Origin of the sequence: Streptomyces sp. NPDC017676 (genome assembly GCF_044329325.1) — a bacterium.
In the GTDB taxonomy this organism is placed as follows: domain Bacteria; phylum Actinomycetota; class Actinomycetes; order Streptomycetales; family Streptomycetaceae; genus Streptomyces.
Window position 1 is genome coordinate 175,076 of record NZ_JBIRJA010000004.1, and the last position, 15,913, is coordinate 190,988.

Genomic DNA, 15,913 nt, shown 5'->3' on the forward strand with positions numbered 1-15,913 from the left:
ACGCGGGCGGACCCGACAACACAGCGGCCGACCCGTCTTCCGCGCCGCGCACGAACGCGAGCGGCGGCCGGTCAGCGCGGAGAGGGGGCGGTGAGGGTACGTGCCCTGCCCGCGGGGAGCGCGACGAGGATCTGTACGGCGCACGCGGTCAGCAGGACGGCGAGGGGCCACCCCCAGGTCCCGGTGACGTCGTGCAGCGCTCCCGCTCCCAGGGGGCCCAGGACACCGATCAGGTAGCCGATGCCCTGGCCCATGGCGGACAGGGCCGCGGTGGTCGGCGCGTCGGGCGAGCGCAGCGCGAACAGGCTGAGGGCGAGGGCGAATCCGGCTCCGAGCCCGAGGCCGAGGACGACCACCGCGGGCCAGGCCAGGCTCCGGGGCCCGGCCACGACTCCCACGAGGCCGAGCGCGCTCAGGCAGGCGACCGCCACCCCGGCCGGCCGCTGATCGGCGAGGTGCCGCCCGGACACGGCCAGCAGCCAGGCGCCCAGCACGCCCACCGCGCTGCACAGGGACAGTGCGAGCCCCGCGGACGCCGCGCTCGCGCCACGGTCCTGCCACATGGTCGGCAGCCACCCGAAGACGGTGTACGACAGCAGGGCCTGGGCGCCGAAGAACACGGTCACCTGCCAGGCCAGCCGGTTGCGCCACAGGCCGGGCGGCCACCCGCCGGGGCCCGGCGCCGGTGCGCCGGCCTCGTCGCGGGGCCGGCGGCCGAGGGCTGCCAGGACCACCATGACCGTCACCAGGGCCACGGGCACGACGAGGAGCAGCAGCGGGGTCCGCCAGGCCGACCCGGTGGCGTCGGCGAGGGGGACGGCCACCGCGGGACCACCCGCGGCGCCGAACGTGAGCGCCCCCGAGTAGAACGCGGACACGCGCGGTACGGACTGCGGGAACCGGCGCTTGATGAGCCCGGGTATGAGCACGTTGGCGACCCCGATCGGCGCCGCGACGAGCACGGTTCCCGCGAACAGCGCGGCAGGGGAAGGGGCGGTCCGCAGCAGGCCGCCCGCGGCGAGGACGAGGAGGGAGGCGGCGAGGAGGGTGCGGGTGGGGTGGCGGCGGCCGAGCCGGGGGGCGACGAACGCGAACAGTCCGAGGCACAGCACGGGCAGGGAGGTGAGCACGCCGACCGCCGTGTCACTGAGGTGCAGGTCCGTGCGCAGTGGCTTGAGCAGGGGGGCGACGGAGGTCAGCGGGGCGCGCAGATTGAGCGCGAGCAGGGCGAGCGCCACCAGAAGCAGGGGCGTGCCGCGGGAGGGCGCCTCCGGTGCCGGCACGCGGTCCGCCGCGCGCCGGGAGGCGGGGGAGCTGAGGGGCATGACAGTGTCCGATCTGCTAAGGGGGCATGCGGGGCCCGCGCGTGCGGGGCGGCGGTCCAGGGGGGTGGGGCGGCGGTACAGGGGACTTCTTCCGGTGCGGGCCGGTCTCGGGGACGGCGGCTGCCGGCCGGGGCCTGCGATCCCGGCGGTCTCCCCGGAAGAGGGCACCCGGCCCGTGCCCGGGGTCAGGAGGCCGGGCGGAGTGTCACCGAGCGGGTGGGGCGGTCCGGCGGGTTCACCGCCGCGTCGACGCGGCGCAGGGTCCGCCGGGCGGGTTCGGGGAGCAGGTCGGCGACCGCGGCGGGCAGGTCGCTGCGGCCGGTGACGGAGAGTTTGCGGTAGACGCGGCTGAGGTGGAGTTCGACGGTGCGCCGGGTGACGTAGAGCCGGTCGGCTATCTCCTTGTTCGTGAGGCCCTTGGCGGCCAGCAGGGCGGTGCGGTGCTCGGCCGGGGTGAGGGCGTGCAGGCCGGTCTCGGCGCTGCGCCGGGGCCGGGCGCCCGTCGAGGCGAGGTCGTCGCGCAAGGCGTTGGCGAGGGTGTCGGCACCGCACTTCTCTGCCAGTGCGAGCGCCGCGCGCAGCTGTTCCCTGGCCTGGCGGACCTTGCGCAGCCGCCGTAGCTCGTGGCCCAGGGAGCGCAGCACACGGGCCTGTTCCAGCCATGCCCCGGAGTCCTGGAGCAGGCCGGCCGCCTCGTGGAGCAGTGCGGCGCGCTGCCCGCCGCGGGCGACGAGGGCGAGCGTGTGCAGGGCGGTGGCGACGGCGTGCGGAGCGCCCCAGGCGCGGGCGAGTTCCAGTTCCTCCCGGGCCAGCCGCTCGGCGGTGGCGGTGTCGCCCGCCTGGGCGTGCAGGGCGGCGGCGGCCGTGCGCCACGGCAGGGGGTCGAGGAGGTGGGCGCCGCGCGCCAGTTGCCGGCCGCACTCCTCCAGGTCGGCGAGCCCGGCCTGGGTGTGGCCCAGCGTCGCGTGCAGCCGGCCCCGGTGGAACAGCAGGCCGGGCAGGGCGGGTTCGGGCAGGCCGGTCAGCGCCAGGTCGTCCAGGAGCAGTCGGCGTGCCCCGTCCAGGTCGCCGGTCTCCAGCAGGACGCCGCCGAGCCAGCAGCGGGCCAGGGCGCCGCCCAGCCAGGTCCCGGCGGGCCCGTCGACGACGGCCGCGCGGGCCGCCTCGGCCGCCTCGCCCAGCCGCCCGGCCCGGTGGGCGCACACGGCCAGGGCGGTGTCGGCGAGGGCCGCCATGGTACGGGCGCCCTCCTCGCGGGCCGCTGCGGCCAGCGCACGGCAGACCTCCAGCGCCTCGTCGTGCTCTCCCGCGTCCCACAACAGGTGGGCGAGCAGCAACCGCAGCGGGGTGGTGGGCACATCGGCCGGGCCGAGGGGTTCGCCCAGTCCGGTGCGGGCGTGGCGGACGGCCTCCTCGCGCCGCCCGCCGCGCCCTCGGGCGGCGAGCGCGGCCAGGGTCGCCTGGGCGCAGCGCACCCAGGGGGTGCGGGCGGCGGTGGCGGCCGGGACGGGCAGCGGCGTGTCGTCGCCGCCGGTGAGCAGGGTGAGCACACCGAGGACGGCGAAGGCGCCGGCGGCCGGTTCCTCGGCGGGGTCGAGGGGCCCGAGGTCCGTGAGCGCGCCCCGCAGGGTGCGCCGGGCGCCGTCCAGGTCGCCGTCGAGGGCGAGGGCCTGGGCCAGGTTGACGAGGGAGGCGAGGGCGGCGGTGTCGCCCGCGTGGCGTGGCCGGTCCAGGCCGTGCAGCCGGCTGACGGCGGTGGCGGGCGCGTCGGCGGCGAGGGCGACGCGGCTGAGCCGGCGCAGCAGTTCGGGCTGGTCGCCGGGTTCGCCTTCCTGGACGCACCGTTCCAGCAGGACGCGGGCCTGTGCCAGGTCGTTGCGGGACAGGGCGGCGCCGGCGGAGTCGAACAGCAGCCGGTAGGCCCAGCGGGCGCCGATGCGCGGGGCGTGGCGCAGGTGATGGACGACCTCGGGTGCGGGGGCGCCGCAGGCGTGCAGGGCGTGGGCCGCCGCCGCGTGCAGCCGGGTGTGTTCGCTGGGCGGCAGCGCGGCGCGGAAGGAGGCGGGCATCATCGGCTGGGCGAAGGCGACGGCCCCGCCCGGCCCGCCGGTCTCCTGGAGGACACCGCAGCGTACGAGGGTGTGGAGCATGTCGGCGGCCTCGCCGCGGGGGAGGCCGGCGAGTTCGGCGACCAGGGCGGCGGTGCCGGCCCGGCCGGCGACGGCGACGGCGTCCAGGGCCCGGCCGACGCCGGGGAAACGTTCCTCGAAACGGGCCACGACGGTCTCCGCGACCTCGACGGATCCTAGGGAGGTGATCTGTTCGCAGGCCGGCTCCGTGGCGGTGCCGACACGTCTGAGTTCGCGCAGCAGCGCGTGCACCAGCAGCGGGTTGCCGCCGGTGTGGCGGTGGCAGGCGTGTACCAGGGCCTCGGCGACGGGGCGGCCGAAGAAGGAGGCCAGCAGATAGCCGACGGCGTCCGGGTCGAGGCCGGGCAGCACGGTGCGCTGGTGGAAGTCGGACAGGACGCGGGCGAGGACGGCGGTGGTCTCACCCCGCCCGCCCTCACTCCGCAGGCCGTCACGGGGCACGCCGTCCGCCCGTACGCCGTCTCCCCGCGCGCCGCCGCATGCGCCGGTGCCGTGGGCGCCGGCCCCGGGGCCGCCGCCGGACCCGGCCGTACAGGCGCGCGCCAGGTCGTCGCGAGGCGGGGCCAGACCCGGGGTGAGGGAGGCCAGCAGCGCCACCGGCAGCGCCTCCAGCCTGGCCGTCAGGCGTTCCAGCCAGCGCAGCGAGGCCTGGTCGGCCCAGTGCAGGTCGTCCACCGCGATCAGCAGGGGCGTACGGGGGCCGAGTGCCCCGATGAGCTGTTGGAGCCGGTCGGCGGCGGCCTCGGGGGTGTCCGCCCGCTCGGTGGACGCGCCGGACGGGGCCGGCGGGCCGGGGTGCAACTGGCGCAGCACGTCACAGGTGAGAGCGGTGCCGGAGAGGCGGGCACGCAGGGAGACCGTCTCGAATCCGTGCGCCCGGGCGGTTCTGACCGCGGTCCGCAGCAGATACGACTTGCCGGCCCCGATGCCCCCCTCCAGCAGGAGGCTGGCCCCGGCCCCCGATGCCGCGGAGGCCAGGACCTTCTGTAAATCGGACACTTCACAGTCTCGGCTGAGCACACGAATCCCTTTCTCGTCCCATGGGCCCCGGAATGCTGTCGCTCGGAGTCAGACGCTGTCCACGGCTCCGTGCTGGCTGCGCCACTGCGGCGTGGCGACACCGGCGAGGACGACCTCCACGACGTCCTCGGCGAGGGTGGGCGTGAGCGGCAGGTGACCGAACAGCACCCGGTAGTAGGCGGTGGCGCCGAGCATGTCGAGCAGCAGGTCGATGTCGGCGTCCGGGCGGATGTCACCGCGCTGGATGCCCCGGTGCAGGGCGGCCCTGGTGGCGGCGCGGCGCGGGTGGAACAGCTCGTTCAGGAACTCCGACTCCAGTTCGGGGTCGTCGGCCAGGTCCGCGATCAGCGCGGGCAGGGCGCGCCGGCCGACGCTGGTGGTGAAGGCGTGGCTCAGGGTGCGGATGCCGGCGATGAGGTCGCAGTGGGTGCAGCCGGTGTCGGGGGTGGGTGAGGCCCCCATCGTCTGCACGAGCGCCGCGACCACCAGGTGCTGGCGCGAGCGCCAGCGGCGGCGCAGCGTCGGCTTGCTGGTGCCGGCCCGGGCGGCGACCGCCTCCAGGGTCAGCCGGCCGTACCCGACCTCGTTGAGGATCTCCATCACCGCGTGCCGTACCGCCGCGTCGATGCGTTCGTCGCGCGGTCGGCCGCGCGAGCGCTGCGTCGTCAGTGGGGCGGGGTCCGCGGTGTCCTGTGGCGTCTTCACCATGCCTACAGTATATTAAATTCCGTTTCGGATCGGAACGTAATTCTCTCACACGAGGTGAACGTCATGTCTCAGCACGTCGGCGAGTTACCGGACGACATGGGGCGGCCCGCGACCGGCGCCGAGTCCGCCCGGCCCGAGCGGGCGGAGAGCGTCTTCTCCGGCCCGTACCGGGCGCTCAGCCTCGGCGTGATCCTGTCGGTGAGCATGGTCGCGTTCGAATCCCTGGGCGTGGCCACGGTGCTGCCCGACATCGCCCGGAGCCTGGACGGCCTGGGCGCGTACGGATGGGGCCTGTCGGCGCTGATGCTCGCGAACATCATCGGCACCGTGCTCGCCGGGCGGGCCGCCGACCGCCGGGGTCCCTGGGCACCGGTGACGGCGGGCATGGCCGTCTTCGCGGTGGGCTGCGCGGTGGCCGGGGCGGCCGGCTCCTGGCCGCTGTTCCTGGTGGGCCGCTTCCTCCAGGGCCTGGGCGTGGGCGCGGTGATGGCCATGGCCTACACGGTGATCGGGCTGGCCTATCCCGAGCGGCTGCGGGCCCGGATGTTCGCACTGCTCTCCTCGGCCTGGACGATCCCGTCGCTGATCGGCCCGGTCGTCGCCGGCACGCTGGCGGACAGCACCACCTGGCGCGCGGTCTTCCTGCTGATGCTGCCGATCGTGGCGATCGCCGCGCTGCTCACCCTCCCCGCTCTGCGCCGCCTGGAGCGTCCGCGGGAGGAGCGGCGCACGGCCCCGGCCGAGCCCTGGTGGAAGGGCCCGCTCGCCAACGCCGTGCTGCTGACCGTGGGCACCGGTGTGCTGCTCCAGGCGCTGCTGCTGAAGAACATGGTGCTGCTGGTGGTCTTCGCGGTGGCGGGTGCCGCCGTCGCCCTCCCGGCGCTGCGCCGGGTCACCCCGGAGGGCACGCTGACGGCGCGCGCGGGACTGGGGGCCGGTGTGGTCATCCGGGGCCTGCTGTGCGGGGCGTACTTCGGCAGTGAGGCCTATCTGCCGCTGGGGCTCCAGGAGCTGCGGGGCCAGAGCGCGTGGGCGGCCGGTCTCGGCCTGTCGGCGGGCGCCATCGCCTGGGTGCTCGGCTCGGCCTGGCAGGCCAAGCGGGACGCCGAGGCGAGCGGCCGGACCGGCAGCGTGGCCCTCGGCTTCCTCGTGCTGCTGGGGGGCGTCGGCGTGATCGCGCTGTCGATCCTGTCCGACTCGGTCCCGGCGTGGCTCGCGGTGGTGGGCTGGGCCGTCGGCGGCATCGGCATGGGGGTGGCGTTCAACGCCGCCACGACCGACACGCTGGAGCAGGCACCGGCGGAGCGGCAGGGCGAGATGAGCGGCGCGCTGCAGCTCGCGCAGACCCTCGCCACCGGTGTGGTCGCCGGCCTCGGCGGCGCGGCGCTGGCCATCGCCGAGCACTACGACTCCTCCACGCGTACGGCGCTCGGCGGGCTGTTCGCCTTCACGGCGCTGCTCGCCCTGATCGGCGTCCTGCTTTCCCGGCGGCTGCGGCCGGCCGCGTCGGCCGGATGACACGGCTCCCGGCCCGGCCCCGAGGGTCCGGCCGGGAGCGGCCGGTGCCGGTCACTGGGGACCAGGCACCGTGTCGCGGCAGTGCTCCCCCGGCCGGGACCGCGTGGAGGCACTGCCGCGAGGAGGCGTCCGGCACGGACCACGGCTCACCGTGCCGGACGCCGGGCGGCCCGCCGTACGGGCCGCTTTCCCTCCCGGGCTGCCGCCGGGGCGGTCCTCCGGGCGGACGGTGGACGTGTTCATTCCCCCGTCGCGCGACACCGGACCGTGCCGGAAACCCCCCGGCGGCACAAGGAAGTCCTCGCCCGGCCGTACCGCACGGCCGGGCGAGGACTTCCGTCTCTCCCGCGCTTGCCCCCGCCCGGTCAGGCCCGGCAGTGGAGCATGGTCAGCGGCGGGTTAGCGAGGAAATCCGCCCAGTAGTCGGCGCCCAGGTCGCGCAGGCCGTCCTCCGGCACGTGCAGCGGCACCCAGGTCACGTCGTGGAAGCCCGCCCGGTGCAGGCTCTGCTCGTACACCTCGCGCCGGGGATACGACGTCACGAACTCCACCGGCGGTTCGAGCAGCGCGGTGATCCGCACCCGGGGGCCGATCGGCCCTTCCCCCACGGGCTCGTAGGTGAAGCCGTACTTGGCCATGGACGGGCCGTCGAAGCGGTACCCGGGCGCCTGGGTCAGCACGCAGAAGCGGGCACCGGGCCGCAGGCTGCGGTGCACCGACCGGCACATCCGTTCCATCGCGGCGGCGTCCTCGGCGTAGTTGAGCAGGTACACGGCGCTCGCCAGGTCGAACGGGCGCCGCGGCACCGGCAGTTCCGCGACGTCGGCGACCGTGTAGCGCACCCCGAGCGGAGCCCTCTCCTCGATCGCGCGGGCAGCGGCGACCATCTCGGTGGAGATGTCGGCGCCGAGCACGTCTGCGGCGCCCAGGCGCTTGATCTGCCGGGTGTAGAAGCCGGTGCCGCAGGCCAGGTCGAGCACCGAGGCGCCCCGTACGTCACCGAGCAGCGCCAGGAAGCTGGCGCGCTCGGCGTAGCGGGCCATCGGCAGCGACTTGAAGCCCTCGTAGGTCTCGCCGATCTCGTCGTACTGCTGCACGCTCATGCCGTGCTCCTTCCTGGGGTCGGTGGTGCGAGCGGCGCGGGTCCGGGGCCGGTGCGTACGGCGTCCTGCCGTGCCGCGCGGTGCGGGCGCGGGACGCGGCGCAGCAGGTCACCCGCGCGGGCGGTGCGCCGCGCCTGGTGGGCCACCGCGGCCAGGAGCCGCGGGGTGGGCAGGTCGCCCGCGGTACGGGGGTGGCAGGTGCCGTAGGGGTTGCCGCCGGCCGCCTCGACGGCCGGGTCGGTATAGCCGGGGGGCACCAGGACGGCCCCGGCGTGCAGCAGCACATGGCCGAGGTCGAGGAGGGCCGTCTCCGTGCCCGCGTGCGGTGCCGGGGCGGTGGCGAAGCCGCTCGCCGGTTTGCCCCACAGCGGGCTGCGGCGGTCCCCGGCGGGTTCCATCGCCTGGACGAAGTCCAGCAGCGGCGCGGCCAGGGCGCCCAGCCGGACGGGCGCCCCGAACAGCACCGCGTCGGCCCAGACGATGTCCTCGGGTGCGGCGGGCGCGGCCCAGGGCCCCAGCCACTTGGCGGGCCGCGCCCCGGCCCCGCCCGGCACCCGTCGCAGCCGCACCCGCGCCCCGACGGCCCGGCCCGCCGCGGCGGCCTCCTGCGCGAGGACGCGGAGCGCGGCGTCCTCACCGTGGTAGACGACGGCGAGCCGGGCGGGGCGGGGACCGGCCGCGAGAGGACTCCCGCCGGCCGTCGTCCCGCCGGCGGCACGCGCGGCGTCCCCGGTGAGGGAGGCGGCGGACGCGGCCCGGGTCCGGGCGGTGAGGGCGGCCAGGCGGTGGCCCAGGGCGCGGGCGGCCACGCGCTCGGACGGGGCCGGTTCGCCCTGGCTGCTGTCCGCGGCCAGGCCGTACGCGGTGCCGCCCGCGGCGCGGGTGACCGGGTCGGCCGGATCGGCCCCGGCCACCCAGCAGCCCCAGTGGTACAGGGTGTGGTGCAGGGCCGTCAGCGTCGCCTCCCGGCCGCCGTGGCGCTGGGTGGAGACGGTGATGCCGGTCGCCACCCGGTCGGCGAGCAGCCCCTGCCGCCACAGCGGCGAGGTCGACTCCAGGAACCGTTTGAAGGCAGAGGACACATTGCCGTAGTAGGTGGGGCAGGCCAGTACCAGCCCGTCCGCCCACAGCACGTCCTCCGGTCCGGCCGGCCGGTCCGGCCGGACCCGGTCGGCGGGCCCGTCGTCCGGGACGCTCAGCAGCCGCACCTCGGCGCCGGTCTCCCGCGCCCCCTCGGCGGCCAGCGCGGCCAGGGCCCGGACGGTGCCGCGCCGGCTGTGGTACACCACGGCGATCCGGTGGCTCATGCGGCGCTCCCTCCCTCCGCACACCCCGGCAGGTCCTGTGTGCGCAGCAGCAGCCGTACGTCGTCGCCGAGGCGGGTCACCTCGCCCAGCCGCAGCCGGAGGCCCGCCATGAGGGTCGGGGCGCCGAAGTCGCCCAGGACGGGACGGGCGGCGGCGCCCAGCACCAGTGGCGCCATGTACGCCACCACCCGGTCCAGCAGCCCCTGGGCGACGCAGGACGCGGCCAGGCGGGCGCCGCCCTCCAGCAGCACCGAGCGCACGCCCCGGGCCCACAACCCGTCGAGCAGGACGGCGAGGTCGAGCGCGCCGTCCGTCACGGGCACCCGCAGCACCTCGTGCCCCTCGGGCAGCTTCGGTGCGGGGGTGTCCGGTCCCGTGACGACGACGGTGGGCGCCGTGTCGTCGAGCACACGCGCGTGCGGCGGGATCGTGCCGTGGCGGTCCAGGACGACCCGGAGCGGGGGCGCGCCCGCGACGCCGTGTCGCAGGCCCAGGTGCGGGTCGTCGGTGCGCAGGGTGCCGGAGCCGACCAGCACCGCGTCGTGCGCGGCGCGCAGGGCGTGCGCGTCCTGCCGGGACGCGGACCCGGTGATCCACCGGGAGGTGCCGTCCGGCGCCGCCGCCCGGCCGTCCAGCGTGCCGCCGAACTTCCAGGTGACGCACGGCCGGCCGCGGCGGACGGCGGTCAGCCACAGCTCGTTGCCGCGCTCCGCCTCGGCGCGCAGCACCCCGCCGGCCACCTCGACCCCCGCGTCCCGCAGCCGTCGCGCGCCGCCCGCCGCGGTCGCGTCGGGATCGGGCACCGCATACACCACCCGGGCGATCCCGGCGCGCAGCAGTGCCTCGGCGCACGGCCCGGTGCGGCCCTGGTGCGCGCAGGGCTCCAGGGTGACCACGGCGGTTCCGCCGCGCGCCCGCTCCCCGGCCGCGGCCAGCGCCTCCACCTCCGCGTGCGGCTGCCCGGCGCCCCGGTGGAAGCCCTCCCCGGCCGGTGTGCCGTCGGCGCCCAGGACGACACAGCCGACCACGGGGTTGGGGCTGGTCCGGCCGAGCGCGGTCGCGGCGAGCTCGACGGCCCGGCGCATGGCGGACCGCTCGGCCGGGGAGGCCGGTGCGGGACTCTCATCGCTGTCACCGAAGGGAGTCTGAGGAGGTGTCACGGCGTCTCCGCGAGCCGGAAGCCCATGGCGTAGATGTCGCGGTCGTACCAGCCGTGACGGCGGCGGGTGCGGGCCAGGTCGCCGAAGCGGGTGAAGCTGCCGCCCCGGGCGATGCGGTACGTGCCCCGGGTGACGGCCAGGTCGTCGGCGACGGCGCTGCCGCCGGGGTAGGGCCGGTAGTCGTCCGCGGTGTACTCCTCGACGTTGCCCGCCATGTCGTGCACGCCGAAGGGCGAGCGTCCGGCCGGGTGGACGCCGATCGGGGTGGTGGACAGCGGCCCCTGCTCCACGGTGTTGACGCGGTCCGGTTCGAACGTGTCTCCCCAGGGGAACTCCCGCCCCTCGGGCCCGGCGGCGGCGTACTCCCACTCCGCCTCGGTCGGCAGCCGGAAGGCGCGGCCGGTGCGGCCGGCCAGCCAGGCGGCGTAGGCGTCGGCGGCCTCGGGCGGCACCGTCCACACCGGATGGTTGCCGAGCCCGTCGGGATAGCCGCCGAACCGCCAGGAGGTGGGCAGCGCGGTGCTGCGGGTGTCCTCCAGGAACCGGCGGTACTCGGCGTTGGTGACCGGGTGCAGGGCGATGCGGAACGCCGGGAGGTCGGCCTCGTACACGGGGCACTCCTTGGCGATCCAGTCCTCGATCACCCCGGCGTGCCGCCAGCGGGCGGTGACCCGGCCGACCTGGTCCGCCGCCAGGCCGAGACGGACGCGGGCGGCCGGGACGTCGGCCATGGGCGGGTCGTCGGGGCGGATACGGGGGTCGCCGATCAGGCCGAGGACGGTGCCGGCGGCGTACCGGCGGGCGAAGGACTGCTCGGGGTCCTCCGCGACCGCGACGAGGACCTCGGCGGGCGCGCCGAGCAGGTCGCGGTGGTCGCGCAGCGGCGCCGGTGGGGTGCGGGCGACGAAGGAGCCGGGCAGCCCCATCGCGGCCCGGTCGGAGAGGGTGTTGGGGTTGGCCATCACCGGGGTTCCGGTCACGGGTGCCTCCCGTCGTTGCTCGCGGCGGACACCGCCGGGTCACCGGCGGTGAGCAGGTCGGTGGGGACGGCGTCGGCCACCGCGCGGTAGCCGGCGTCGTTGAGGTGGATGTGGTCCCCGCCGTCGTAGGCGGCGCGCACCCGCTGTGGGTCGGCGGGGTCGCGGACGGCCGCGTCGAAGTCGGCGACGGCGTCGAAGTCCGGGCAGGTGCGCAGCGCGGCGTTGAGGGCGACCCGCTGCCGCTCGGCCTCGGCCGTCCACAGCGGCGAGTCCTTGAACGGGGTCAGGGTCCCGACGACCACGGGGATGCCGCGCGCGTGCAGCCGCCGGGCGAGGGTGCGCAGCCCGGTCAGGACCTCGTCGGCGCTCGCGAAGGGCGCGAGCTGGAGGTCGTTGATGCCTTCGTAGAGGACGGTGGCACGCACCCCGGACTGGTCCAGCACGTCCCGGTCGAGCCGCCCGAGCGCGCTGGTGCCGCGCTGCGGACGCTCGGTCTCGGTGCCGTCGCGCAGCACCCGGTTGCCACCGATGCCCTTGTTGAGCACGCCGAGGCCCCGGGTGGCCGGGTCGGCGGCGAGGCGGCGGGCGAAGGCGTCGGTCCAGCGGCCGTTGCCGTCGGGGGTGGAGCCGGAGCCGTCGGTCTGGGAGTCGCCGAGCGCGACGACGGTGCCGCGCGTGCCCGGTCCGCGCACGTCGACGCCGGTCAGGAAGAACCAGGAGGTCTCGGTGCCGGTGAAGGCCTCGGCGCCCTGGTCGCCGGTGTGGTCCCCGGGCTCGGAGACGTAGTTGGTCTGCTGGGCCAGCCAGTGCCAGGTGGTGGGGCCGGTCGGCCGGGGCAGGTGGACACTCACCAGCAGGTCGGCGCCCGCGGGGACGTCGTAGGGCAGCGGGTCGCTGACCGTCTGCGCACCGGCGGGGACGGTGGTGCCGGCGGCGCCGCCGAAGGTGACGGGGCGCAGGCTGCCGGGGACGGCCGTCGCGGAGGCGGACGACTCGGCACGGCCCACCGTGGCGCGCCCGAGCACCAGGTCGCCGGTGCCGTGCGCGTTGGACAGCCGCAGCCTGAGCTCACCGCCGCCGACCGAGGTGTGCACGATCATGCGTACGGTGCGGTCGTCGATGCCGGTCCGGGAGATGCCGTCCGGTGCGGCGGGCGCCGGGGCGGTTCCCCAGGTGCCGGACCAGATGCCCCCGGCGGGCGCCGGGGCGGCGTGGGCGGCGGCCGTCGGCGCGGTGCCCAGCAGGGCGCCGCCCAGCAGCGCGGCCGTGGTCGTCGCCGCGAGCAGGCGGGCCCGGGCAGCGGCTGGGCGGGTCGCGCTCATCGGTCACCGTCCGCGCTCGCGCCCGTGGCCGGGGCGGTGCCGGTGCCGGTGCCGACGGCGCGGTAGGTGCCCACGAGGTAGTGCAGCCCGGCGGTGCCGCGCGGCACCAGCCGTACCTCGACGGGTGCGAAGCCGTGCCCGGTGACCAGCTCGGTCAGCTCCGTCTCGGTGAACTCCCGGTACAGCCGCCGCGCCCCGTTGGTGAAGAGCCGGCCCGGGCCGTCCGCCGACCGGAACACGGAGACCGTGAACAGGCCCCCGGGGCACAGCAGTTCGCGGACCCGGTCGAGGTAGCGGCCGTATCCGTCGGGGTGTTGGTGGTGCAGGCAGCCGTTGTCGAGCACGGCGTCGTGTACGGCGGTGCCGTCCAGGTCGGCCAGCGAGCACACCGCGAACCGCGCCCGCCCCTGGCTGCGGGCGGTGAGCGCGGCCCACTCGGGCGACTCGACCAGGTCGATGCCGGTGACCCGGCAGCCCGCGTCGCACAGGATGGCGGCGTCGCGGCCGTGTCCGGTGCCGATGTCGAGGACGTGCGCGTCGGCGCGGTCCCTGAGGGCGCGCAGCAGCAGGCGGGGGGCCTCGCGCATGGCGTCCTCGGCGGTCCACACGTCCCGCCCGTTGGCGTAGTGGTCGTGGAAGTCGGAGCGCAGCACGTCCGCGTACGCCGACTCGTCGGGGGGCGGGGTGGTCGCGGGGGTGACGGAGTACCGGTCGGCTATCCGATGGCTGGACATGGGTGATGAGTCCTGTCGTGTGAGGGCGCGGGGCGACGGGCGGGGAGCAGGGGGCGGGGCCGGACGCGCCGACGGTGCCGGAGCGGACACGCTGCTCCGGCACCGCTCGTCACGCGGGGCGCTCACAGGCGCCCCGGATGCCCTTCGGCGGGCCGCGTCAGGTGCGGCCCCGCCACGCTGCCGCTCAGCCGGCGACCGGGTGGACCTGCCCGTCGTACGAGGCGGCGAGGAAGAGCTTGCGGGCCGCGTCGTGGGCGAGGGAGGAGATGCCGGCGGTGGTGGGCCGTTCGGTCACGGTCCAGCGGCCGTCGACCCGGTCGTAGATGGCGACCCGGCCGTCGTAACTGCCGGTGGCGATCAGCCGGCCGTCCGTGTCGGCGGCGACGCACTTGATGGAGTGCGTGTGCGGCGTCGACAGGACCCGCACCCCGCGTTCGGGGTCCCACAGGCGCAGCTTCAGGTCGCGGCTGACGCTGGCGAACCAGCCGTCACCGAGGCCCGCACAGCCGTTGGCGATCTTGTCGTGGGCGTTCTCGACCGTGGCGACCTTCTCCAGCGTGGAGATGCGGTACCAGGTGGCGGAGGCGTCGGCGGCGACCGAGAACAGCAGGTCGCCCGAGACCGCGACGCCCTTGACGGCGTTGACGTTCAGCGGCAGGTCCGCGATGTGCTCGACGGTGTCGCCGGCCAGCTTCAGCAGCAGTCCCTCGCCGGTGTAGGCGCCGACCACGGCGTACGGCTCGCCGTCGCGTTCGAAGGCGACGCCGCAGTTCAGCGGCGAGCGGTGCTGGTACAGCTCGCGGCCGGTGAGCGCGTCGAAGACCTTGCCGAGCTGGCCGCCGGACAGGACCAGACCGCCGAGCGGGGTGAGGAAGTTGCACAGGCTGCCGGTCTCGGCCACCGGCTCGCCGTCGCGCCGCACCACGCCCGCGTCACCGACGGTGAGCGTCGTGCCGCCGCGCTCCGGCAGCACCGCGTTGACACCGCCGGTGGGCGGTACGACGGCGGTGTCCCAGGTGCGCGTGTGGTAGTCGTAGCCGCGGTAGGTGGCGCCGAAGGTGGCGAACACCAGACGGGTGCCGCCCGCGAAGGCGCAGGAGCGGGGCCACACGTCGTCGGGCAGGTCCGTGGTGTCCCGGGCCACCGGGACGGCGGAGGAGACGTCCCACAGCCGCATCCTGCGGTCGTAGGAGAGGCTGACCAGCAGGTCGCGGGAGTCGTCGAGGACGAGGCGCTTGATGCCTGCGTCGTGCGCGGGCACGGTGCTGCGTTCCTCGGGGCCGACGACGATGATCTGCCCCTCGTCGTTGCCGGCGAAGATGGTGCCGGAGGAGGAGATGGCGACGGTGTCGGTCTCCACGCCGTCCATGTCCAGGTCGGCGATCATGCCGCCGGTCTCCAGCGACCATCGCTTGATGGTGCCGTCGTCGCTGGAGGAGATCAACTCGTCGGCGTCACGGGCCCATTCGACGGAGATGACGTCGGCGGTGTGCCCCTCGAAGCGGTGCAGCAGCCGGCCGGTGAAGTCGTAGACCCGTACCCGGTGGTCCCGGGAGGCGGTGGCGACGAGTTCCTTGCGGGGGTGGAAGACGGACATCTCCACGTCGTCCTCCTGGTCGCCGAGGACGGCCACCAGCCGCAGGTCGGGCACGGTCCACAAGCGTGCGGTGTAGTCGCTGGAGGAGGTCAGCAGATGCCTGCCGTCCGGTGCGAACTGGCACTGGTTGGCCAGGTGGTCGTGGAACGAACGGGCCACCGCACGCCCGGTGCGCTGGTCCCAGCAGATGACCTGGTTGTCGTAGCCGGCCGTGGCCACGTACTCGTCCCGCCAGGCGGCGATGCCGCTGATGGGTCCATGATGCTGGATCATATGGACTCTCCCAGAAGCTCGATGGTGTGTCCGCCCTGCTCGGCCTTGACCCGCAGATAGTCGTGGTTGCGTTCGGTCCGGTGGATGCCCGTGGGAATCACCTCGTCCACACCGATGCCGTAGCCCTCCAGCTGCCGGACCTTGTCCGGGTTGTTGGTGCGCAGCCGGATGCTGGCCACGTCCAGGGCGCGCAGCATCTGTGCGGCGACGAGGTAGTCGCGCATGTCGTCCGAGAAGTTCAGCTCCCGGTTCGCGGCGAAGGTGTCGAGGCCCTGGTCGTCCTGGAGCCGGTAGGCGTCCAGCTTGTTGTAGAGCCCGATGCCGCGGCCTTCCTGCCGCAGGTACAGCAGGATCCCCCCGGTCTCGGCGAACTGGTCGACCACTTCGGAGAGTTGTGGTCCGCAGTCGCAACGAGCGGAGCCGAACACGTCTCCGGTGAGGCATTCCGAATGCACGCGCACCAGGGGCACGGGCCATGCGGACGGGAACACGACGGCGATGTGTTCCCGTCCGTCGGCGAGTCCCGTGAAACTGATCATTTCGGCGGTGCGCCAGGTACCGTCGCTCACCCGCACCGGTACTTCGACCCGGGTACGGATCGTGGCTTCGGCGGCGAGCGGACCGGTCCTCGGGTGCGGCATCTTGCCGCTGGACGTGTTCAACATGGATCGTCCCTCCGCTGGTAACGGCCCGATCAAGTAATCACACCGTCACCA

The 15,913-nt window shown here is 75.5% G+C and carries 12 protein-coding genes; 1 reads left to right on the forward strand and 11 read right to left on the reverse strand.

Annotated elements, in window-relative coordinates:
- Positions 1-71: 71 nt before the first annotated feature.
- The 3 genes from ACH4LD_RS10890 to ACH4LD_RS10900 all read right to left on the reverse strand — a co-directional run bounded on the left by ACH4LD_RS10890 (position 72) and on the right by ACH4LD_RS10900 (position 5,203).
- Positions 72-1,325 carry an MFS transporter gene (locus ACH4LD_RS10890; RefSeq protein ID WP_398053898.1) on the reverse strand — a complete coding sequence of 418 codons (1,254 nt, stop codon included), beginning with the start codon at positions 1,323-1,325 and terminating at the stop codon, positions 72-74.
- 185 nt (positions 1,326-1,510) lie between these two features.
- Positions 1,511-4,495, reverse strand: a complete 2,985-nt coding sequence (locus ACH4LD_RS10895) for an AAA family ATPase (protein WP_398053899.1) — start codon at positions 4,493-4,495, stop codon at positions 1,511-1,513.
- 48 nt (positions 4,496-4,543) lie between these two features.
- On the reverse strand, positions 4,544-5,203 hold the full coding sequence (locus ACH4LD_RS10900; protein ID WP_398053900.1) for a TetR/AcrR family transcriptional regulator: 660 nt from the start codon (positions 5,201-5,203) through the stop codon (positions 4,544-4,546).
- A 63-nt stretch (positions 5,204-5,266) separates the two neighbouring features.
- On the opposite strand from ACH4LD_RS10900, the gene ACH4LD_RS10905 reads away from it, so the two are divergent.
- Entirely contained in the window at positions 5,267-6,721 is a 1,455-nt protein-coding gene (locus ACH4LD_RS10905) for an MFS transporter (protein ID WP_398053901.1), read from the forward strand.
- A gap of 365 nt (positions 6,722-7,086) precedes the next feature.
- Here ACH4LD_RS10905 and ACH4LD_RS10910 read toward each other — a convergent pair whose 3' ends face one another.
- From ACH4LD_RS10910 to ribA, 8 genes are all read right to left on the reverse strand, one after another.
- Positions 7,087-7,824, reverse strand: coding sequence for a class I SAM-dependent methyltransferase (locus ACH4LD_RS10910; RefSeq protein WP_132788967.1), 738 nt, complete (start codon positions 7,822-7,824; stop codon positions 7,087-7,089).
- Positions 7,821-9,131, reverse strand: a complete 1,311-nt coding sequence (locus tag ACH4LD_RS10915) for a flavodoxin family protein (protein WP_398053902.1) — start codon at positions 9,129-9,131, stop codon at positions 7,821-7,823. The genes ACH4LD_RS10910 and ACH4LD_RS10915 overlap by 4 nt, the downstream gene beginning before the upstream one ends.
- The gene (ribD, locus tag ACH4LD_RS10920; protein ID WP_398054128.1) at positions 9,128-10,216 is read right to left on the reverse strand and encodes a bifunctional diaminohydroxyphosphoribosylaminopyrimidine deaminase/5-amino-6-(5-phosphoribosylamino)uracil reductase RibD; all 1,089 of its coding nucleotides are present in this window, start codon (positions 10,214-10,216) and stop codon (positions 9,128-9,130) included. Before ribD ends, ACH4LD_RS10915 begins: the two co-directional genes overlap by 4 nt.
- Before the next feature lie 71 nt (positions 10,217-10,287).
- A complete protein-coding gene (locus tag ACH4LD_RS10925; protein WP_398053903.1) occupies positions 10,288-11,271 on the reverse strand; it encodes a formylglycine-generating enzyme family protein in 984 nt (327 codons plus the stop codon).
- On the reverse strand, positions 11,268-12,593 hold the full coding sequence (locus tag ACH4LD_RS10930) for an SGNH/GDSL hydrolase family protein (protein WP_398053904.1): 1,326 nt from the start codon (positions 12,591-12,593) through the stop codon (positions 11,268-11,270). Before ACH4LD_RS10930 ends, ACH4LD_RS10925 begins: the two co-directional genes overlap by 4 nt.
- A complete protein-coding gene (locus ACH4LD_RS10935; protein ID WP_398053905.1) occupies positions 12,590-13,327 on the reverse strand; it encodes an SAM-dependent methyltransferase in 738 nt (245 codons plus the stop codon). The genes ACH4LD_RS10930 and ACH4LD_RS10935 overlap by 4 nt, the downstream gene beginning before the upstream one ends.
- A 184-nt stretch (positions 13,328-13,511) precedes the next feature.
- Entirely contained in the window at positions 13,512-15,197 is a 1,686-nt protein-coding gene (locus tag ACH4LD_RS10940) for a WD40 repeat domain-containing protein (RefSeq protein WP_398053906.1), read from the reverse strand.
- On the reverse strand, positions 15,194-15,862 hold the full coding sequence (ribA, locus tag ACH4LD_RS10945) for a GTP cyclohydrolase II (RefSeq protein WP_398053907.1): 669 nt from the start codon (positions 15,860-15,862) through the stop codon (positions 15,194-15,196). The genes ACH4LD_RS10940 and ribA overlap by 4 nt, the downstream gene beginning before the upstream one ends.
- Positions 15,863-15,913: the final 51 nt, after the last annotated feature.

Coding starts and splice junctions, on each gene's coding strand:
- ACH4LD_RS10890 (WP_398053898.1), bottom strand. CDS start 1,325: ATGCCCCTCAGCTCCCCCGCCTCCCGGCGCGCGGCGGACCGCGTGCCG.
- ACH4LD_RS10900 (WP_398053900.1), bottom strand. CDS start 5,203: ATGGTGAAGACGCCACAGGACACCGCGGACCCCGCCCCACTGACGACG.
- ACH4LD_RS10905 (WP_398053901.1), top strand. CDS start 5,267: ATGTCTCAGCACGTCGGCGAGTTACCGGACGACATGGGGCGGCCCGCG.
- ACH4LD_RS10910 (WP_132788967.1), bottom strand. CDS start 7,824: ATGAGCGTGCAGCAGTACGACGAGATCGGCGAGACCTACGAGGGCTTC.
- ACH4LD_RS10915 (WP_398053902.1), bottom strand. CDS start 9,131: ATGAGCCACCGGATCGCCGTGGTGTACCACAGCCGGCGCGGCACCGTC.
- ribD (WP_398054128.1), bottom strand. CDS start 10,216: ATGCGCCGGGCCGTCGAGCTCGCCGCGACCGCGCTCGGCCGGACCAGC.
- ACH4LD_RS10930 (WP_398053904.1), bottom strand. CDS start 12,593: ATGAGCGCGACCCGCCCAGCCGCTGCCCGGGCCCGCCTGCTCGCGGCG.
- ACH4LD_RS10935 (WP_398053905.1), bottom strand. CDS start 13,327: ATGTCCAGCCATCGGATAGCCGACCGGTACTCCGTCACCCCCGCGACC.
- ACH4LD_RS10940 (WP_398053906.1), bottom strand. CDS start 15,197: ATGATCCAGCATCATGGACCCATCAGCGGCATCGCCGCCTGGCGGGAC.
- ribA (WP_398053907.1), bottom strand. CDS start 15,862: ATGTTGAACACGTCCAGCGGCAAGATGCCGCACCCGAGGACCGGTCCG.